12 protein-coding genes are annotated in these 15,291 nt (G+C 62.5%); 2 read left to right on the top strand and 10 right to left on the bottom strand.

Going from position 1 to position 15,291, the window contains the following annotated elements; genetic code table 11:
• Nucleotides 1-38: 38 nt before the first annotated feature.
• Nucleotides 39-929, top strand: coding sequence for an SDR family oxidoreductase (locus GA829_RS17985; RefSeq protein WP_195174048.1), 891 nt, complete (start codon nt 39-41; stop codon nt 927-929).
• A 65-nt stretch (nt 930-994) separates the two neighbouring features.
• Here GA829_RS17985 and GA829_RS17980 read toward each other — a convergent pair whose 3' ends face one another.
• The 4 genes from GA829_RS17980 to GA829_RS17965 all read right to left on the bottom strand — a co-directional run bounded on the left by GA829_RS17980 (nt 995) and on the right by GA829_RS17965 (nt 6,874).
• Nucleotides 995-2,029, bottom strand: a complete 1,035-nt coding sequence (locus tag GA829_RS17980; RefSeq protein ID WP_195174047.1) for an SDR family oxidoreductase — start codon at nt 2,027-2,029, stop codon at nt 995-997.
• A gap of 35 nt (nt 2,030-2,064) precedes the next feature.
• Nucleotides 2,065-3,984, bottom strand: coding sequence for a potassium transporter Kup (locus GA829_RS17975; RefSeq protein WP_195174046.1), 1,920 nt, complete (start codon nt 3,982-3,984; stop codon nt 2,065-2,067).
• A 145-nt stretch (nt 3,985-4,129) separates the two neighbouring features.
• Nucleotides 4,130-6,043: a potassium transporter Kup gene (locus tag GA829_RS17970; protein ID WP_195174045.1), complete on the bottom strand. Its 1,914-nt coding sequence runs from the start codon at nt 6,041-6,043 to the stop codon at nt 4,130-4,132.
• Between the two features lie 90 nt (nt 6,044-6,133).
• Entirely contained in the window at nt 6,134-6,874 is a 741-nt protein-coding gene (locus tag GA829_RS17965) for a pyridoxine 5'-phosphate synthase (RefSeq protein ID WP_195174044.1), read from the bottom strand.
• Between the two features lie 112 nt (nt 6,875-6,986).
• Here GA829_RS17965 and GA829_RS17960 point away from each other — a divergent pair, with 112 nt between their 5' ends.
• A complete protein-coding gene (locus GA829_RS17960; protein WP_195174043.1) occupies nt 6,987-7,385 on the top strand; it encodes a SpoIIAA family protein in 399 nt (132 codons plus the stop codon).
• Here GA829_RS17960 and GA829_RS17955 read toward each other — a convergent pair whose 3' ends face one another.
• From GA829_RS17955 to GA829_RS17930, 6 genes are all read right to left on the bottom strand, one after another.
• The gene (locus GA829_RS17955; RefSeq protein WP_195179717.1) at nt 7,386-8,513 is read right to left on the bottom strand and encodes an ATP-dependent DNA helicase; all 1,128 of its coding nucleotides are present in this window, start codon (nt 8,511-8,513) and stop codon (nt 7,386-7,388) included.
• Between the two features lie 509 nt (nt 8,514-9,022).
• Nucleotides 9,023-9,379: a nitrile hydratase accessory protein gene (locus GA829_RS17950; protein WP_195179716.1), complete on the bottom strand. Its 357-nt coding sequence runs from the start codon at nt 9,377-9,379 to the stop codon at nt 9,023-9,025.
• Nucleotide 9,380: 1 nt separating this feature from the next.
• Entirely contained in the window at nt 9,381-10,040 is a 660-nt protein-coding gene (gene nthB / locus GA829_RS17945; protein ID WP_195174042.1) for a nitrile hydratase subunit beta, read from the bottom strand.
• Nucleotides 10,037-10,648: a nitrile hydratase subunit alpha gene (gene nthA / locus GA829_RS17940; RefSeq protein ID WP_195174041.1), complete on the bottom strand. Its 612-nt coding sequence runs from the start codon at nt 10,646-10,648 to the stop codon at nt 10,037-10,039. Before nthA ends, nthB begins: the two co-directional genes overlap by 4 nt.
• A 76-nt stretch (nt 10,649-10,724) precedes the next feature.
• Nucleotides 10,725-13,889, bottom strand: a complete 3,165-nt coding sequence (locus GA829_RS17935; protein WP_195174040.1) for an efflux RND transporter permease subunit — start codon at nt 13,887-13,889, stop codon at nt 10,725-10,727.
• Nucleotides 13,886-15,169 carry an efflux RND transporter periplasmic adaptor subunit gene (locus GA829_RS17930; protein ID WP_195174039.1) on the bottom strand — a complete coding sequence of 428 codons (1,284 nt, stop codon included), beginning with the start codon at nt 15,167-15,169 and terminating at the stop codon, nt 13,886-13,888. Before GA829_RS17930 ends, GA829_RS17935 begins: the two co-directional genes overlap by 4 nt.
• Nucleotides 15,170-15,291: the final 122 nt, after the last annotated feature.

Raw genomic sequence — 15,291 nt, 5'->3', positions numbered from 1 at the left:
AAGACTAGCCATCCCTCCGACCCATGCCAGGATCAGCAATGAGCAAAACCTTTCTCGTCACCGGCGCGTCCGGCCAACTCGGCCGTAGCGTCATCAACCACCTGCTGGACACACTGAAGGTGCCGGCGGCGCAGGTCATCGCCACGACCCGCACGCCCGCGAACCTTGCCGACCTTGCGGCGCGCGGCGTTACCGTCCGCGAGGCCGACTTCGACGACCAGGCCTCGCTTGCCAAGGCATTCGCCGGCGCCGACCGGGCGCTCGTCATCTCGACCAACGAACTGGCGGTTCAGGGCAAGCGGCGCGAGCAGCAGCTTGCGGCCGTCGCGGCCGCCAGGCAGGCGGGTGTAGGCCATCTGCTCTACACCTCGATGCCCAACACCGAGCCAGGTTCACCCGTTTTGTTCGCCCCCGACCATTACGACACAGAACAGGCCATCAAGGCGAGCGGCATCGCCTATACGATCTTCCGCAACGGCTGGTATGACGAGAACCTGTTCATGTCGATGCCGCAGACACTGGCATCCGGCCACTGGTACACGTCGGCCGGCGAAGGCCGCATCTCCTATGGCGCACGTGACGATCTGGCGGCGGCGATCGCCGCCGGGCTCGCCTCGGACAGCAGCGAAAGCACCACCTACACACTGACCGGCCCTCAGGCTTATACAACGGCGGAAGTCGCGGCGCTGGTCACCGAAGTCACCGGCAAGCCTATCCAGGTTATCCAGCTTTCCGATGAAGCATTGACCGAGGGCATGAAATCCGCCGGTCTTCCCGAGCCGATCGCCCGGCTTCTTGTCTCCTTCGATGCCGCCGCCCGCGTCGGCGGCCTCGGCATGGTGACGGATACCGTCGAGAAACTCTCGGGCCGCAAGTCGGTGCCGCTGAAGCAGTTCCTGGAGGCCAACAAGGCCGCTTTGATCGGTTGATGCCAAGCGCGCCGGGGCCGGACCCGTTGGTTCGGCTCCGGTGCGGATGCTATTTCTTCAGCAACCTATTTCTTGAGCAACCCAAGCCGGATCAGGCTTTCGCCAGTCGCGATCAATGCATCCTCGCGCGATCGCGGCGCCCAGCCGAGCAGGCGCACCGCCTTGGCGTTGGTGGCGTTCTTGACCTTGCCCAGTTCCGGCACGAGTTGTGCTGCTTCCGGGTTGAACAGGCCGACGACCCGCACCAGCCAATCGGGAAGCGCCCGCGTCGAGACCCGCGCAGCTGCAGTGCCAAGCCGCGCCTTCAAGGTCCCTGCCATCTCCCGCACGATCATAAAATCACCGGCAACCGCCAGGAACCGTTCGCCCTTGGCGGCGGGATTGGTCATGGCCAGCATATGCAGGTTCGCCACGTCCCGCGCATCGACCACGCCGAAGGACAGGCGCGGCAGGCCCGGCATCGCGCCATTCAACATGCGCTGGATGAATTCGGTCGACGTCGAATGGTCAGCGCCGAATACCGGCCCAAATACGCCCACCGGATTGACCACCGCGAGCTCCAGCGCCCCACCTTGCCTGGCGATGAAATCCCAGGCCGCACGCTCGGCGAGCGTCTTGGATTTGACATAGGCGCTGACCTTCGCAGTGGGGTCGGTCCAGTCCTCCTCGGTGAAGGGCCGGCCGCCGGGCGGCATCTTGCCATAGCCGATTGCAGCGAAGGACGAGGTCAGCACCACACGCTTCACGCCGGCGTCACGTGCGGCCTTGAGCACCCGCAGCGCGCCTTCGCGGGCCGGAACGATCAGATCGTCTTCATGTTTTGGCACACCAGGCGGAAACGGCGAAGCGACATGCAGGACATAGTCACACCCGGCCACGGCCACCGGCCAGCCCGTATCGGCCATGAGATCGGCAATGGCGAAGGTAAGCCTGTCACCCGGCTCGACCCCACCAGCCCTGAGCATGGCGACAACATCGGCCTCGCGCTTGCTGGACCGCACGGTCGTACGCACGCGGTAGCCCGCGTTCAGCAGTTCAAGGATACAGTGGGCGCCGAGGAAGCCGGAGCCACCGGTAACAAGCACCAATTCGCCGCTCATAGCTGCCTCCTCGGCACTTTATGCGCGCTAAACCCTCAGATAGCCACCTGCGTACCGATCTCGACCACACGCCCGGTCGGGATCTGGAAATACTCCGTTGCATCGGCGGCCGTGCGCGCCAGTCCGATGAACAGCCGGTCCTGCCACACTGGCATGCCGGAATTGGGCGAAGCCTTGAGCGAGCGCCGCGACAGGAAGAAGGACGTCGTCATGATATCGAACTTCCAGCCCTGCTTGCGGCAGATCGCCAGCGCGCGCGGGATGTTGGGCTGCTCCATGTAGCCGAAGGTCAGCGTCACCCGCATGAACAGCTCGTTGACCGTCTCCATCTTGACGCGATCGCTGTCAGGCACCACGGGCTGTGGTGCCGTTACCACCGAGAGGATGACGTTCTGCTCATGCAGCACCTTGTAGTGTTTCAGGCTGTGCATCAGCGCGGTCGGCGCGCTCAAGGGATCGCTGGTCAGGAACACGGCGGTGCCGGATACCAGTTGCGGCTTCTTCTTCAACAGATTGCCGGCCAGGAAATCGAGCGGGATTTCGTTGCGGCGGGTCTTGTCGAAGAGATATCGGCTGCCGCGCACCCAAGTCCACATCCCCAGCACGATGGTGAAGGCAACGGCCAGCGAGGCCCAGCCGCCTTCGAACACCTTGACGATGTTGGAGGCGAAAAAGCCGACATCGATGAAGGCGAACAAGGCTGTCAGGCTAACCGCCACCCACAGCCGCCATTTCCAGATACGGGTCATGACGACATAAAGCAGCACGGTGGTCACCAGCATATTGCCGGTCACCGAGATACCATAGGCCGAAGCCAGCTTGCTGGATTCACCGAACCCGACCACCAGCATCATCACCACCAGCGCCAGCAGCAGATTGACGCGCGGCATGTAGATCTGGCCGGACTGTTTTTCGGAGGTGTGCTGGATTACCAGGCGCGGCAGCATGTTGAGCTGCACCGCCTGCCTGGTCAGCGAGAAGGCACCCGAAATCACCGCCTGGCTGGCGATGACGGTTGCGGCGGTTGCCAGCACCACCATCGGAATCAGCGTCCAGCCCTCGTTCATCTCGAAGAACGGATGTCCGACGACACCGTTCTTCGACAGCACGAAGGCACCCTGCCCGGCATAATTGAGCAGAAGGCACGGGAATACGATAGACAACCAGGCAAGCACGATCGGCTTGCGGCCGAAATGGCCGAGATCGGCATAGAGCGCCTCGGCGCCGGTGACGGCAAGAAAGATCGCGCCGATGGTGACGAAGGCGACATCGGGCGAATGGATCAGGAAGGCGACGATGTAATGAGGGCTGATCGCCAACAGGATTTCCGGGTCTGCGACAATGTGGTTGAGGCCGGAAAGACCGATGGCGAGGAACCAGACCGCTGTCACCGGGCCGAATACCAGTCCCACGCCGCCGGTGCCAAAACGCTGCACCGCGAACACCATGGCGAGAATGACGAGTGTCAGCGGCACGACATAGGGCTGGAACGCGGGGGTAACGACATTCATGCCCTCGACAGCCGAAAGCACCGAAATCGCGGGCGTGATGACGGCGTCGCCGAAAAACAGTGAAGCGCCGACGATACCGACGCCGAGCATCAGCGCCGAGCGCTTCGGAAAACTGCCACGCGCCAGCGCCATCAGCGACAGCACACCGCCCTCGCCCCGGTTGTCGGCGCGCAGCACGAACATGATGTATTTGATGGTGACGATGATCGTCAGCGACCAGATGATCAGCGACAGCACGCCCAGGATATCGCCACGGTCGGCGACTTGGCCGCCCGACGACGCCACCAGCGCCTCGCGAAACGCATAGATCGGGCTGGTACCGATATCGCCATAGACCACGCCGAGCGCGCCCAGCATCAACACCTTGGTGCTGTGCTGCTCGGTTTCAGGATGGCTCGATTGGTCGACGGGTTCTGCCTCACTACCAGCATTGGCAAGGGCCATGTAAGACACTCCGATGAACGCGCGGTGCTCTACGCTTGCTGCGGTGCAATATCAAGTGCGCTGACACTATGGCTGCCATGCCCGCAACGCTTTGCTCGGCGAATCGCGATCCATCCGGCGTTCTGGCGCGGAATAGGGTCGCGGGTCAGATCGCGACTTGCGTACCGATCTCGACAACGCGTCCGGTCGGGATCTGAAAATATTCCGTGGCGTCCGCCGCGGTGCGCGCCAGGCCGATGAACAGCCTGTCCTGCCACACCGGCATGCCGGAATTGGGCGAGGCTTTCAGCGAACGCCGCGACAGGAAGAAGGACGTCGTCATGATGTCGAACTTCCAGCCCTGCTTGCGGCAGATCGCCAGCGCGCGCGGAATGTTGGGCTGTTCCATATAGCCGAACGTCAGGGTCACCCGCATGAACAGCTCGTTGATCGTCTCCATCTTGACGCGGTCGCTGTCTGAAACCACCGGCTGCGGCGCGGTCACCACCGAGAGGATGACGTTCTGCTCGTGCAGCACCTTGTAGTGCTTCAGGCTGTGCATCAGCGCGGTCGGCGCGCTTAGTGGGTCGCTGGTCAGGAACACGGCGGTTCCGGCGACCAGATGCGGCTTCTTCTTCAAGAGATTGCCGGCCAGGAAGTCGAGCGGGATTTCGTTGCGGCGGGTCTTGTCGAACAGATAGCGGGTGCCGCGTATCCATGTCCACATGATCAGTCCCATCAGACAGGCGACGGTGATGGATACCCATCCGCCTTCGACGATCTTCACGACATTCGCCAGGAAGAACCCGCTGTCGATGATGCCGAACAGCAGCGCCAGTCCTAGCGCCAGCGAAAGCCGCCACTTCCACATCTTGCGCATCACCACGAAGAGCAGGATGGTTGTCATCAGCATTTCGCCAGTCACCGAGATACCGTAGGCGGAAGCCAGCGAACTCGAACTGCCGAAACCGACGACCAGAAGCATCACTCCCAGCGCAATGAGCAGGTTGACGCGCGGCATATAGATCTGGCCGAGTTGCATTTCGGACGTATGTTGAACCTCGATACGCGGCAGGAGGTTGAGCTGCACGGCCTGCCGGGTGAGTGAAAAAGCCCCTGAAATGACCGCCTGGCTGGCAATAACGGTCGCGGCCGTTGCCAGGCCAACCATCGGCATCAGGGCCCAATCCGGCAGCATCTGAAAGAAGGGATTGGTCGGCCTGCCGCCATTTGCCAGAACGAAGGCGCCCTGTCCGAAATAGTTCAGCAACAGGCACGGGAAGACCACGGAGAACCACGCCAGAACGATTGGCTTGCGCCCGAAATGGCCAAGATCGACATAAAGCGCCTCTGCCCCGGTAACCGCCAGGAACACGGCGCCGACCGTCACGAACGCGGCGGAGGGCGTGCCGGCAAGGTAAGCGAACGCATAGTAAGGATTGATTGCCAGCAGCACCGAGGGATCGTCCATCAGGTGATAAATGCCGGCTATCCCGATGGCCAGGAACCACAACGCGGTCACCGGTCCGAACACAGCCGCCACCTTTCCCGTGCCGAAGCGCTGCACGGAAAACAGGATCGCCAGGATCAGCAGCGTGATGGGAACGACATAGGCGTCCAGCGTGGGTGTGACTACCTCGAGGCCTTCGACAGCTGAAAGCACGGAGATCGCCGGCGTTATGATGGCATCGCCGAAAAACAGCGCCGCTCCGCATAGCCCGATCGCCAGAATGAGTCGGGCCCTTTTCGGGTAGGCGCTGCGCGCGAGCGACATGAGAGATAGTGTTCCGCCCTCGCCCTTGTTGTCGGCTCGAAGCACGAAAGCCACATACTTGATCGTCACGATAATGGTCAGCGCCCAAACGATCAGCGATAGGACGCCGAGCACGTCGCTGCGTGTATCGTTGCCGGGCGAGGCATGAAGCGCTTCGCGGAAGGCGTATATAGGGCTGGTGCCGATGTCGCCATAGACCACGCCGAGGGCACCCAGTACCAAAACCTTGGTACTCTGCTTTTCTGAATGCGAATGGTTCGGCTGTTCGGCGGTTTCCGCCTCGCTACCGCTGTTGGCAAGTGCCATCAACCACACTCCGACAAGCGCGGCGCTCTACGCTGGCTGTTGCGAGATGATAATTGCGCGACGGCTGCCATACCTGCAACGGCTTAAACCCTACCACCCACCAGCCTTCAGGAATCGTCTCACCGTGCCGGCCATGCCATACTCCAACGCATCGGCTGTCAACCCATGTCCGATCGACACTTCCGCCAGTGCCGGAATGCGCTTTGCCAGTGCCGGCAAATTGCTGACCACGAGATCATGCCCGGCATTGACCTGGAGCCCGGCCGCGAAGGCGGCGTCAGCCGTTTTTCCGAGCCTTTCCAGCTCTTTAGCTGCCCTTGCTGAATCTGAATGATAGCCGCCATAGGGGCCAGTATAAAGCTCGATACGGTCCGCGCCGGTGTCGCGCGCGGCGCTCACCCCGGCAGGATCAGGATCGGAAAACAACGACACGCGAAAGCCACCCTTCTTCAAACGCTTGACGATCGGTGCCAGGAACGCGACCTCGGCGGCAAAGTTCCAGCCGTGGTCCGACGTCGCCTGGGCCGGATCATCCGGCACCAGCGTCACCTGTTCGGGCTGATGTTTTTCCACAAGCGCCAGGAAATCCTCGGTCGGATACCCCTCGATGTTGAATTCAGCCTGTGGAAACTCGTCGTCGATCAGCGCTCTGATCTCTGGCAGATCGGAATTTCGTGTATGGCGCTCGTCAGGACGCGGATGCACAGTCAGCCCATGCGCTCCCGCCGCAAGCGCGATACGTCCGATCCCCGTCACGCTTGGCCATGGCAGGTCGCGGCGGTTGCGCAGCATGGCGATGGCGTTGAGATTGACGGATAGTTTTGCGGGCATGGCTTGGGCGTCCGGCTGAATTTTCCGGCATCTATAGCGCCTTTGGCGGGAACAGATAGGAGTTTCCGGTGTTCCAGAAGGGCAACCCTGTCCCGGGAACGGAGGCTCGCCTATGAATTTTCTCGAATCCATACCGGCGATCCGCCGCCTCGACACGGATCGCGATGATCTTTTCGCCATCGATGTCGTTGGTCATGTCTCATCCGCCGACGGAGAGAACCTGTTCGGCCTGCTGGAGGCAGCCTATGCGCTACACCCACGCATAGACGTGCTGGTGCGGGTGATCGACCATGATGGCGTCGACTGGATCGAAATGGCCGACGAGACGCTCAAACAGGGCACGGTCCATGCGTTGCAGCACATCGGCCGCTGCGCGGCGGTCGGCGAGCCGAACTGGATAGCCGATGCCAAGGGCTTTCTGCCTGCCGCATCGCCGATCGAGTTCAGGCATTTCACGACCGAGGATGAGGCTTGGCAATGGCTGGGCGCCAAGCCGCGTGGTTCAGTCTGATTACCGGACGATCGTCAGCCGTTCGGCAGCGCGGGTGATCGCGGTGTAGAGCCAGCGCTGGCGGGTTTCCTTGAACGCCCAGCTTTCATCGAACAGCACGATGTCGTTCCACTGCGAACCCTGCGCCTTGTGCACGGTCAGCGCATAGCCATAGTCGAAATCGTCGAAACGCTTCTTCTGCTGCCACGGAATGTCGGCGTCGGGATCCTCGAACGCCGCCTTGAGCAGCTTGATCTTGGCGACGCCACGATCCGGATCGTCCTCTTCCGGCGATACCAGCAGGTTGATACCGGGCTTCACCGTTTCGCGCGAGGAGGTCATTACCTTCCACAGCGAGCCGTTGAGCAGGCCTTTGGCCGGATCGTTGCGCAGGCAGACGAGCTTGTCGCCGGCTTGCGGGTAATCGGCATTGAAACCCTTGAGCTCGCGCAGGCGCTGATTGTAGCGGCGCCGCGTGCGGTTGGTGCCGACCAGCACCTGGTCGGCTTTCAACACCAGCTCCTGGGTGACGTCTTCCTTGCCGATCACCTGCGCCGTGCCGTAATCGCCGCGCATGAATTCGCGCCCCTCGCGCACGTCGAGCGCCAGCCGCAGGATCGGATTGTCGCGCGCCTGCCGGTGAATTTCGGTCAGTAGGAAATCGGGCTCATGGTCGGTGAAGAAACCGCCGCCCGAGATCGGCGGCAACTGGCCGGGATCGCCGAGCACCAGGATGGGGGTGCCGAAACTCATCAGGTCGCGTCCAAGCTGCTCGTCCACCATCGAACATTCGTCGATGACAACCAGCTTCGCCCGCGTGATCGGGCTCTGCCGGTTGAGCGAAAAGGTCGGCGACATCGAGGTCTTGCCGGTCACCTCATCCGAGACCGATTCCTCGCCCTTGGGCCTGTAGATCAGCGAATGGATGGTGCGGGCATTGACCGCGCCCTTGGAACGCAGCACCTGCGCCGCCTTGCCGGTGAAGGCGGCGAATTGCACCTGGCCATCCACATGTTCGGCGAAATAGCGCGCGAGCGTCGTCTTGCCCGTGCCTGCATAACCGAACAGCCGGAACAGCTGCGGCCGGCCCTCTTTGAGCCAGCGAGCGACCGCCTGCAACGCCTCATCCTGTTGGGGAGAGAATTCCATCAGCGCGACAGACCGGATTCGCAAGGGAAAGACAAGATAGTTGCCACCATATCCACCCCGCCGGCGACGAAACGAGCGCCTCCGACGGATCAGGCTATCAGCCACAAGGCGATTACATATTTGAAAAACCCGGCATGGACACGAAGCCTTAAGCCCTGCTAGGCAGGCTTGCACAGGCAGGATGCGGCACATGAAGCGGTACGAGAAGCCAAGGCTAGACAAGCGCGCTGTCCTTACGGCGGTGACCGCTCAACCCGTTTCGTCAGACGTAGGTACCCCGCCCAATCAGCCACCCAACGGCGGCGACGGCGACCCTATCAATCTCTAAGAACAGCCACCAAACCTGCCCGATAACCAGAGCCATACCTAAAGCGCCTGCAAGGCAGCAAAGGCCATGGCGCAACGGACTTTTCATCATGGTCGATATGGTCGCAGTTTGACCAGATGTCCGCAATGGTGCAGCCGCCACAGCCTACCGGCTCGAATTGCCACGACCTGCGGCCAGGCCGCTACGATCCGCGGTCAAGCTCGCGGGCATTCTCCAGCAAGATCGGCTTGCCGTGTGGCGTGGCATGGGCGGCGCGCTCCCAAGCCTCGGCCAAGGCGTCAACCTCGGCCGTCGGAGCGACGCCTTTCGAGGCCAGAAGCGTTTCCAGCGCCGCCAGCCAATGTTCGTAATAGTCGTGGCCGTCGGCCGCGGCTTCCGGCTTCTTCACTTGCGCCGACAGCGCATCAGCCCACTCGCCCCACGAAAACAGGCCCTTGTCATGCAGCGCCACCGTCATGGCGAAAGCTTCCGCTTGCCAGGGTTCGGCGAACACCGGCGTGTCGACATTAGCGGGTAGTATCGGCGCCGGTGCTTTCATCTCATGCCGGCTCAAGGTAGCTCTCCCAGGCGTCGATCGAAACAGTCAGTGTCGGATCGGCGCCCTCGCCCCAAATCTCGCGGCCATCAAAAACCACCGTGTAAACCCATTTCGGGTCCTCGCCATTTCCAGGTGCGTTGCTGTCGGGAAAGACAAAGCCGTCGCGCACGGCCTCGATTGTTCCCTGCTTGCCACGGGCATAACGCGGCAGGCGGGTATGGCCGGTTGGGTTGAAATTTTTTGTCCGCACCGGGTCGCCCGCCTTGAACCGAGCGGCCTGCGCCATCGGCCGGTCGCAAGGACCGCCCTTGGCCAGCACCGCCGCGACGTTCTCGGCCTTCAGCACCCGTTTGGGTGTCGCCGCCGCGTCGACAGCAGCGCCTGCCTTCAGGTCGCGCTCCGTGATAAACCCGTGCCGCTTGAGCAGGGTTTCCAGCGCCTTGATCCAGATCTCATAGTAGCTTGAAGCGTAATAGTCCGCAGGATGCAGCGACTCCCTGGCATGCCGGCTCTCGTCGATGTTCCAGGCGCCCATGCCACCGGCCGTGAGCGTCACGCCCAGCGCCCGCTTTTCCCACTCGGCGTGGAAATATGGTTCGTCCACTTCCGGGGCCACCGGCCCGAAACCCATCTGGCCACCGAGGTCCTGGGGGCCGTTCATGCCGGTTGCCTCGCCAGGCCGGTGCCGATCATGGCATCGCGGCTCACCAGATCGGCCAGCCGCTCCTCGCTCCAGCCTACGGTGCCATCGGGCCGCATCGGCACGACGAGATAACGCAGCTCCGCTGTCGAATCCCAAACGCGGATTTTCCTGTCCGCTGGCAGCATCAGCCCGAACTCTTCCAGCACACCGCGCGGATCGATCACCGCGCGCGAACGATAGGGAGGCGCCTTGTACCAGACCGGCGGGAGCCCGAGCACCGACCATGGATAGCAGGAGCACAAGGTGCAGACGACGAGGTTATGCGTGTCCGGCGTGTTGAACACCGCCTGCATGTGCTCGCCTTGCCGGCCGGTATAGCCAAGCGAACCGATCGCCGCCGTCGCGTCGCGTCTCAGCCAGTCGGCGAAATCAGCATCGGCCCAGGCTTTGGCCACCACCCTGGCGCCATTGCGCGGACCGATCCTGGTCTCATAGGTATCGACGATGACGTCGATGGCCGCCGGATCGATCAGCCCTTTCTGGGTGAGGATGGTTTCGAGCGCACGGACGCGCGCGGCGAACGGGTCGAGTTCATTGTCGTGGTTATGATCGTGATCGTGTGACATGGCGGCAAACTACGATTGCCGTCCGTTGGCCGCAAGCGCAACGCCTTGGGCCAGCGACACGGCGCTGGCCCCGCGCCTACTCGGCGGCGGCGCGCTGCGGTTCCGGCGACACCTCTTCGCGAGGCTTGAAGAGCGACAGTTGGCCGACGCTATCGTCCGGGGCAGGCGTGCCCTTGCGCTTCGACCACAGGCCGACCAGCCAGCCGGAGAAATTCTCCATGTAGACATAGATCACCGGCGTCACGAACAGCGTCAGCGCCTGCGATGCGATGAGACCGCCGACCACCGCCACGCCAAGCGGCTGGCGCAGTTCAGCGCTTGCGCCGGTGCCGAGCGCGATCGGGATCGTGCCCATCAGCGCGGCGAGCGTCGTCATCATGATCGGGCGGAACCGCATGATGCAGGCTTTGTGGATGGACTCGATCGGCGACATGCCTTCCCGTCGCAATTCCAGCGCGACGTCGATCATCATGATGCCGTTCTTCTTGACGATGCCGATCAGCATCAGGATGCCGATCACGGCAATGACCGACAGGTCCATTCCGGCCAGGCGCAACGCCACCAGCGCACCCAGCACCGCCGACGGCAGGCCGGTCAGGATGGTCAGCGGATGGATGAAGCTCTCATAGAGGATGCCGAGCACGATATAGATGGTCAGGATGGCGCCGCCGATCAGCATGCCCTGGTTGGCCAGCGAATCCTGGAATGTCTTGGCCGTGCCGGCGAAGGTGGTCGAGATCGCTTGCGGCAGGCCGATCTTCTCCTTCAGCGCATTGATCTTCGTCACGCTGTCGCCAAGCGCCACGCCTTGCGGCAGATTGTAGGAAATGGTGACCGCCGGAAGCTGGCCAAGCTGGTTGATGGTGAGCGCGCCGGCAGTCCTGTCGACACGAGCGAAGGCGCCGAGCGGCACAAGGCTGCCGCTGGAAGTCCGCACCTGGATGGCCAGCATCCGCTCGGGCGACCATTCGATCTTCGGATCGAGTTCCATGACGACTTCATAGCTGTCGGCGGAACCGAAAATGGTCGACACCTGCTGGGTGCCAAAACCGCCGTACAGGCTGGAGCGCAGCGTATTGGTGTCAATGCCGAGCGTCGCCGCCTTGTCGCGGTCGATCACCAGCGACGCCTGCAACGCGTTGTTCTGCAGATCGTTGGTGACATCGGCGAAAGTGCTGTGATCGGCCGCCATCGCATCCGAAAGTTTCTGAGCCCAGACGTCGGTGGCACCTGTATCGAGGCCCTGTACAACCAGCTGGTAGGCACTGGCGGACTGACGCGAACCCAGGCGCAGGTTCTGCACCGGCTGCATGTAGGCCTCGATGCCCGGCACATTGGCCAGCTGTTTGCGCAAATCCGATTGCACCTTGTCGATGTCAGGGCGCTGGTCCTTGCTTTTCAGCTGCACGAAGAGCTGGCCCTGGTTCAGCGCATTGCCGCCGCTGCCCGCCGACCAGGCTACATGGTCGACATAGGGCGAGTGGGAGAAGACATTCGCCACTTGCCCCTGCAGCTTCGCCATGGCGTCGAACGAGATGTCCTGGCGCGCTATGGTTGTCACGGAAATCTGGCCGATATCCTCCTGCGGGAAGAAGCCTTTCGGCGATATCTGGATCAGCCAGACCGAGGCGGCGGCTGTTCCGACAAAAACCAGGAAAACCAGGAATGTGTGGCGCAGGCAGAAAGTCAGCAGCCAGTCATAACCGCGCATGAAGAAATTATGCTTCTGCTCCTGATTGTGGGCTGCCTCGCGCTCGGCCTTCGACACCGACAAAAGCCGCGAACACAACATCGGCGTCAGTGTCAGCGACACGAACATCGACGCCAGGATGGCGACCGTCACCACCACGGCGAACTCGTTGAAGATGCGCCCGATGACGCCGCCCATCAGCAGCACGGGAATGAACACGGCGACCAGCGAAATCGAGATCGAGATGATGGTGAAGCCGATTTCGCGCGCACCCTTGAGCGAGGCTTCGAGAGCCGAAAGCCCATCCTCTTCCATATGACGGAAGATGTTTTCGAGCATCACGATGGCATCGTCGACGACGAGGCCGACAGCCAGCGTCAGACCCATCAGCGAGATGTTGTCGATGGAAAAGCCGAACAGGAACATGACGCCGAGCGTGGCGATAAGCGAGATCGGCACCGCCACCGCCGGAATGATGGTGGCCGTGACGCGGCGCAGGAACAGGAAGATCACCATCACCACCAGGGGGATGGTAAGCAGCAGCGTGAACTGCACGTCGTCGACAGCGGAGCGGATCGAGGTCGAACGGTCGTTGAGCAGCTTGATGTTCGCCGCCGCCGGCAACTGGTCCTGGAAGGACGGCAGCATCGCCTTGACGTGATCGACGACATCCACGGTATTGGCGTCGGGCTGGCGCTGCACGGCCATGATGATGGCCCGCGTCCCGTCATACCAGCTTGCTGTCGTCGTGGTCTGCACCGAATCGATGACGCGGGTCACCTCGCCCAGCCGCACCGGGTGGCCGTTCTTGGTGGCGATGATCAGGTTGGAAAAACCCGCTGCGTTGGTCAGCTGGGTGTTGGCGGTGATGGTCAGCTGCTGCTGGTTGTTCTGCAGCACGCCAAGCGGCGTGTTGCTGTTGGCCGAGGCGATCGCCGTCTGCAACTGGTCGATTGAAATGCCGCGCGCAGCGAGCGCTGTCGGATCGATCTGGACGCGCACGGCGTATTTCTGCTGGCCGAAGATCGAGACCTGGGCCACGCCGTCGATCGTCGACAGCGATGGCGAGATGACGTTTTCGGCGAAGGCATCGAGGTCCGTCAGCGGAACGGAATCGCTGACCAGCGACATCAGCAGGATCGGCGCGTCGGCCGGATTGACCTTTCGGTAGCTTGGCGGGCTGGTCATCTCCGGAGGCAGCGACTTCTGCGTGCGCGCGATCGCCGCCTGCACATCGGCCGCGGCGGCATCGATATTGCGGTTGAGCACGAACTGGATGGCGATCGAAGTCGAACCAAGCGAGTTGGTGGTCGAGATCGAATCGATGCCGGCAATGGTGGCGAATTGCTTGATCAGTGGCGTTGCCACGGAAGTCGCCATGGTTTCCGGTGAAGCGCCCGGCAGCGACGCCGAGACATTGACCACCGGAAACTCGGCACTTGGCAGTGCGGCCACCGGCAGGAACTTGTAGGCAAACAGTCCGCCCAGCACGAGGGCGAACGACATGAGCAGCGTGGCGACGGGCCTGCGGATGCAAAATTCGGAAATCATGGCTGCGCCTCGACGGCCCCGGCTTTGGCCGCGGGCTTGTCGGCCTCAGCCACCTTGGGCGCTGCCTGATCACCGCCGCCGGCCTTGCCCTCATGCACGGCCGAGCCATTCTTCAGCTTTGTCTGTCCCTCGACGACGACCTTCTCGCCGCTTTTCAGGCCCTGGCTGATGGCGCTGTTCGCGCCTTCGGTCAGCGCGACCTGCACCGGCCGCATCTCAACCGTGTTGTCGCTCTTGACGACGTAGACGAACGGGCCCTTCTGGCTGGGCTGCACCGCGACAGTGGGTACCGACGTCATCTGCGGCATTGTGCCGGCGTCGAGCACGACATTCACATACTGGCCTGGCCAAAGCGAAAGATCGGAATTGGGCACGCTTGCCCGCGTCGCGATCGTGCCCGAAGCGGTGTCGACGCTGGAATCGACGAAATCGAGCGTGCCCTTGCCGACGGGTGTCGGGCTGCCGTCGGTGGTCAGCGTGACAGCACCTTGTTGCGGGCTCGCCAATGCCTTGTGCAGCAAGGCAAGGTTGCTTTCGGGAAGGTTGAAGTTGACCTGCAGCGGGTCCATCTGGGTGATCGTCACCAGGGGCGTCGCCGTGCTGCTGTTGCCATTGCTGAGCGTGACGAGGTCGCCGACGGCAACGCTGACGGCGCCCAGCCGGCCGGCAATCGGCGCCTTGATCGTGGCAAAGCCGAGCTGGACAGCGTCGGCATCCAGTGTTGCCTTGTCCGCCTCCACGGTGGCGGCCGCGGCCTTCTGAGCAGCGACGGCCTGATCATAGGTCTGCTGCGTACCGGCCTGTTTGGCAACCAGGTCCTTGGCGCGCTGTAGATCCGACGCCGAACTGGCAAGCAGCGCCTGGTCCTTGGCCAGCGTCGCCTGGTCCTTGGCGAGTTGCGCCTTCAATGCCCGGTCGTCCAGCGAGAACAGGACATCGCCGGCCTTCACCATCTGACCGTCCTTCACATCGATCGAGACGATCTGGCTGGACACGCGTGCATTGATGTTGACCACGGCGGGAGACGACACAAAGCCGATGGCGTAGCGGCGGACCGGAAAATCGGCGGTCGATGCGGTGGCCGACACGATCGAGGCCGAGCGCGCGGCGCTTCCGCCGCCGCCGGACTTGTCCGTGGCAGCAGCCGGCTTGTCCGACGCCGCCGCCTGCTTTGCGCCCATGAGTTGCTGCACTTTGCTCATCGCGGTCGGCGAAAGATACAGCCCGCCAGCGGCAAGGCAGGCGACTGCCAGCAGCGAAATTGTGACTTTTCCACGCATCGTCAAAAGACCTCTCCGTCCGACACGCCGTAGCCTGGTGGTCGTATTCTAGCGCAACTCACGGCTTCTTGCCGCGATTTCGCCGAATAGATAGGACGCGCGTGGGGCGGAAAAGGGCCAAA

It is taken from the genome of Mesorhizobium sp. INR15 (assembly GCF_015500075.1).
GTDB lineage: Bacteria > Pseudomonadota > Alphaproteobacteria > Rhizobiales > Rhizobiaceae > Mesorhizobium.
The sequence above is the reverse complement of the archived record's forward strand: the minus strand, read 5'-3'. Positions and strand labels throughout refer to the sequence as shown.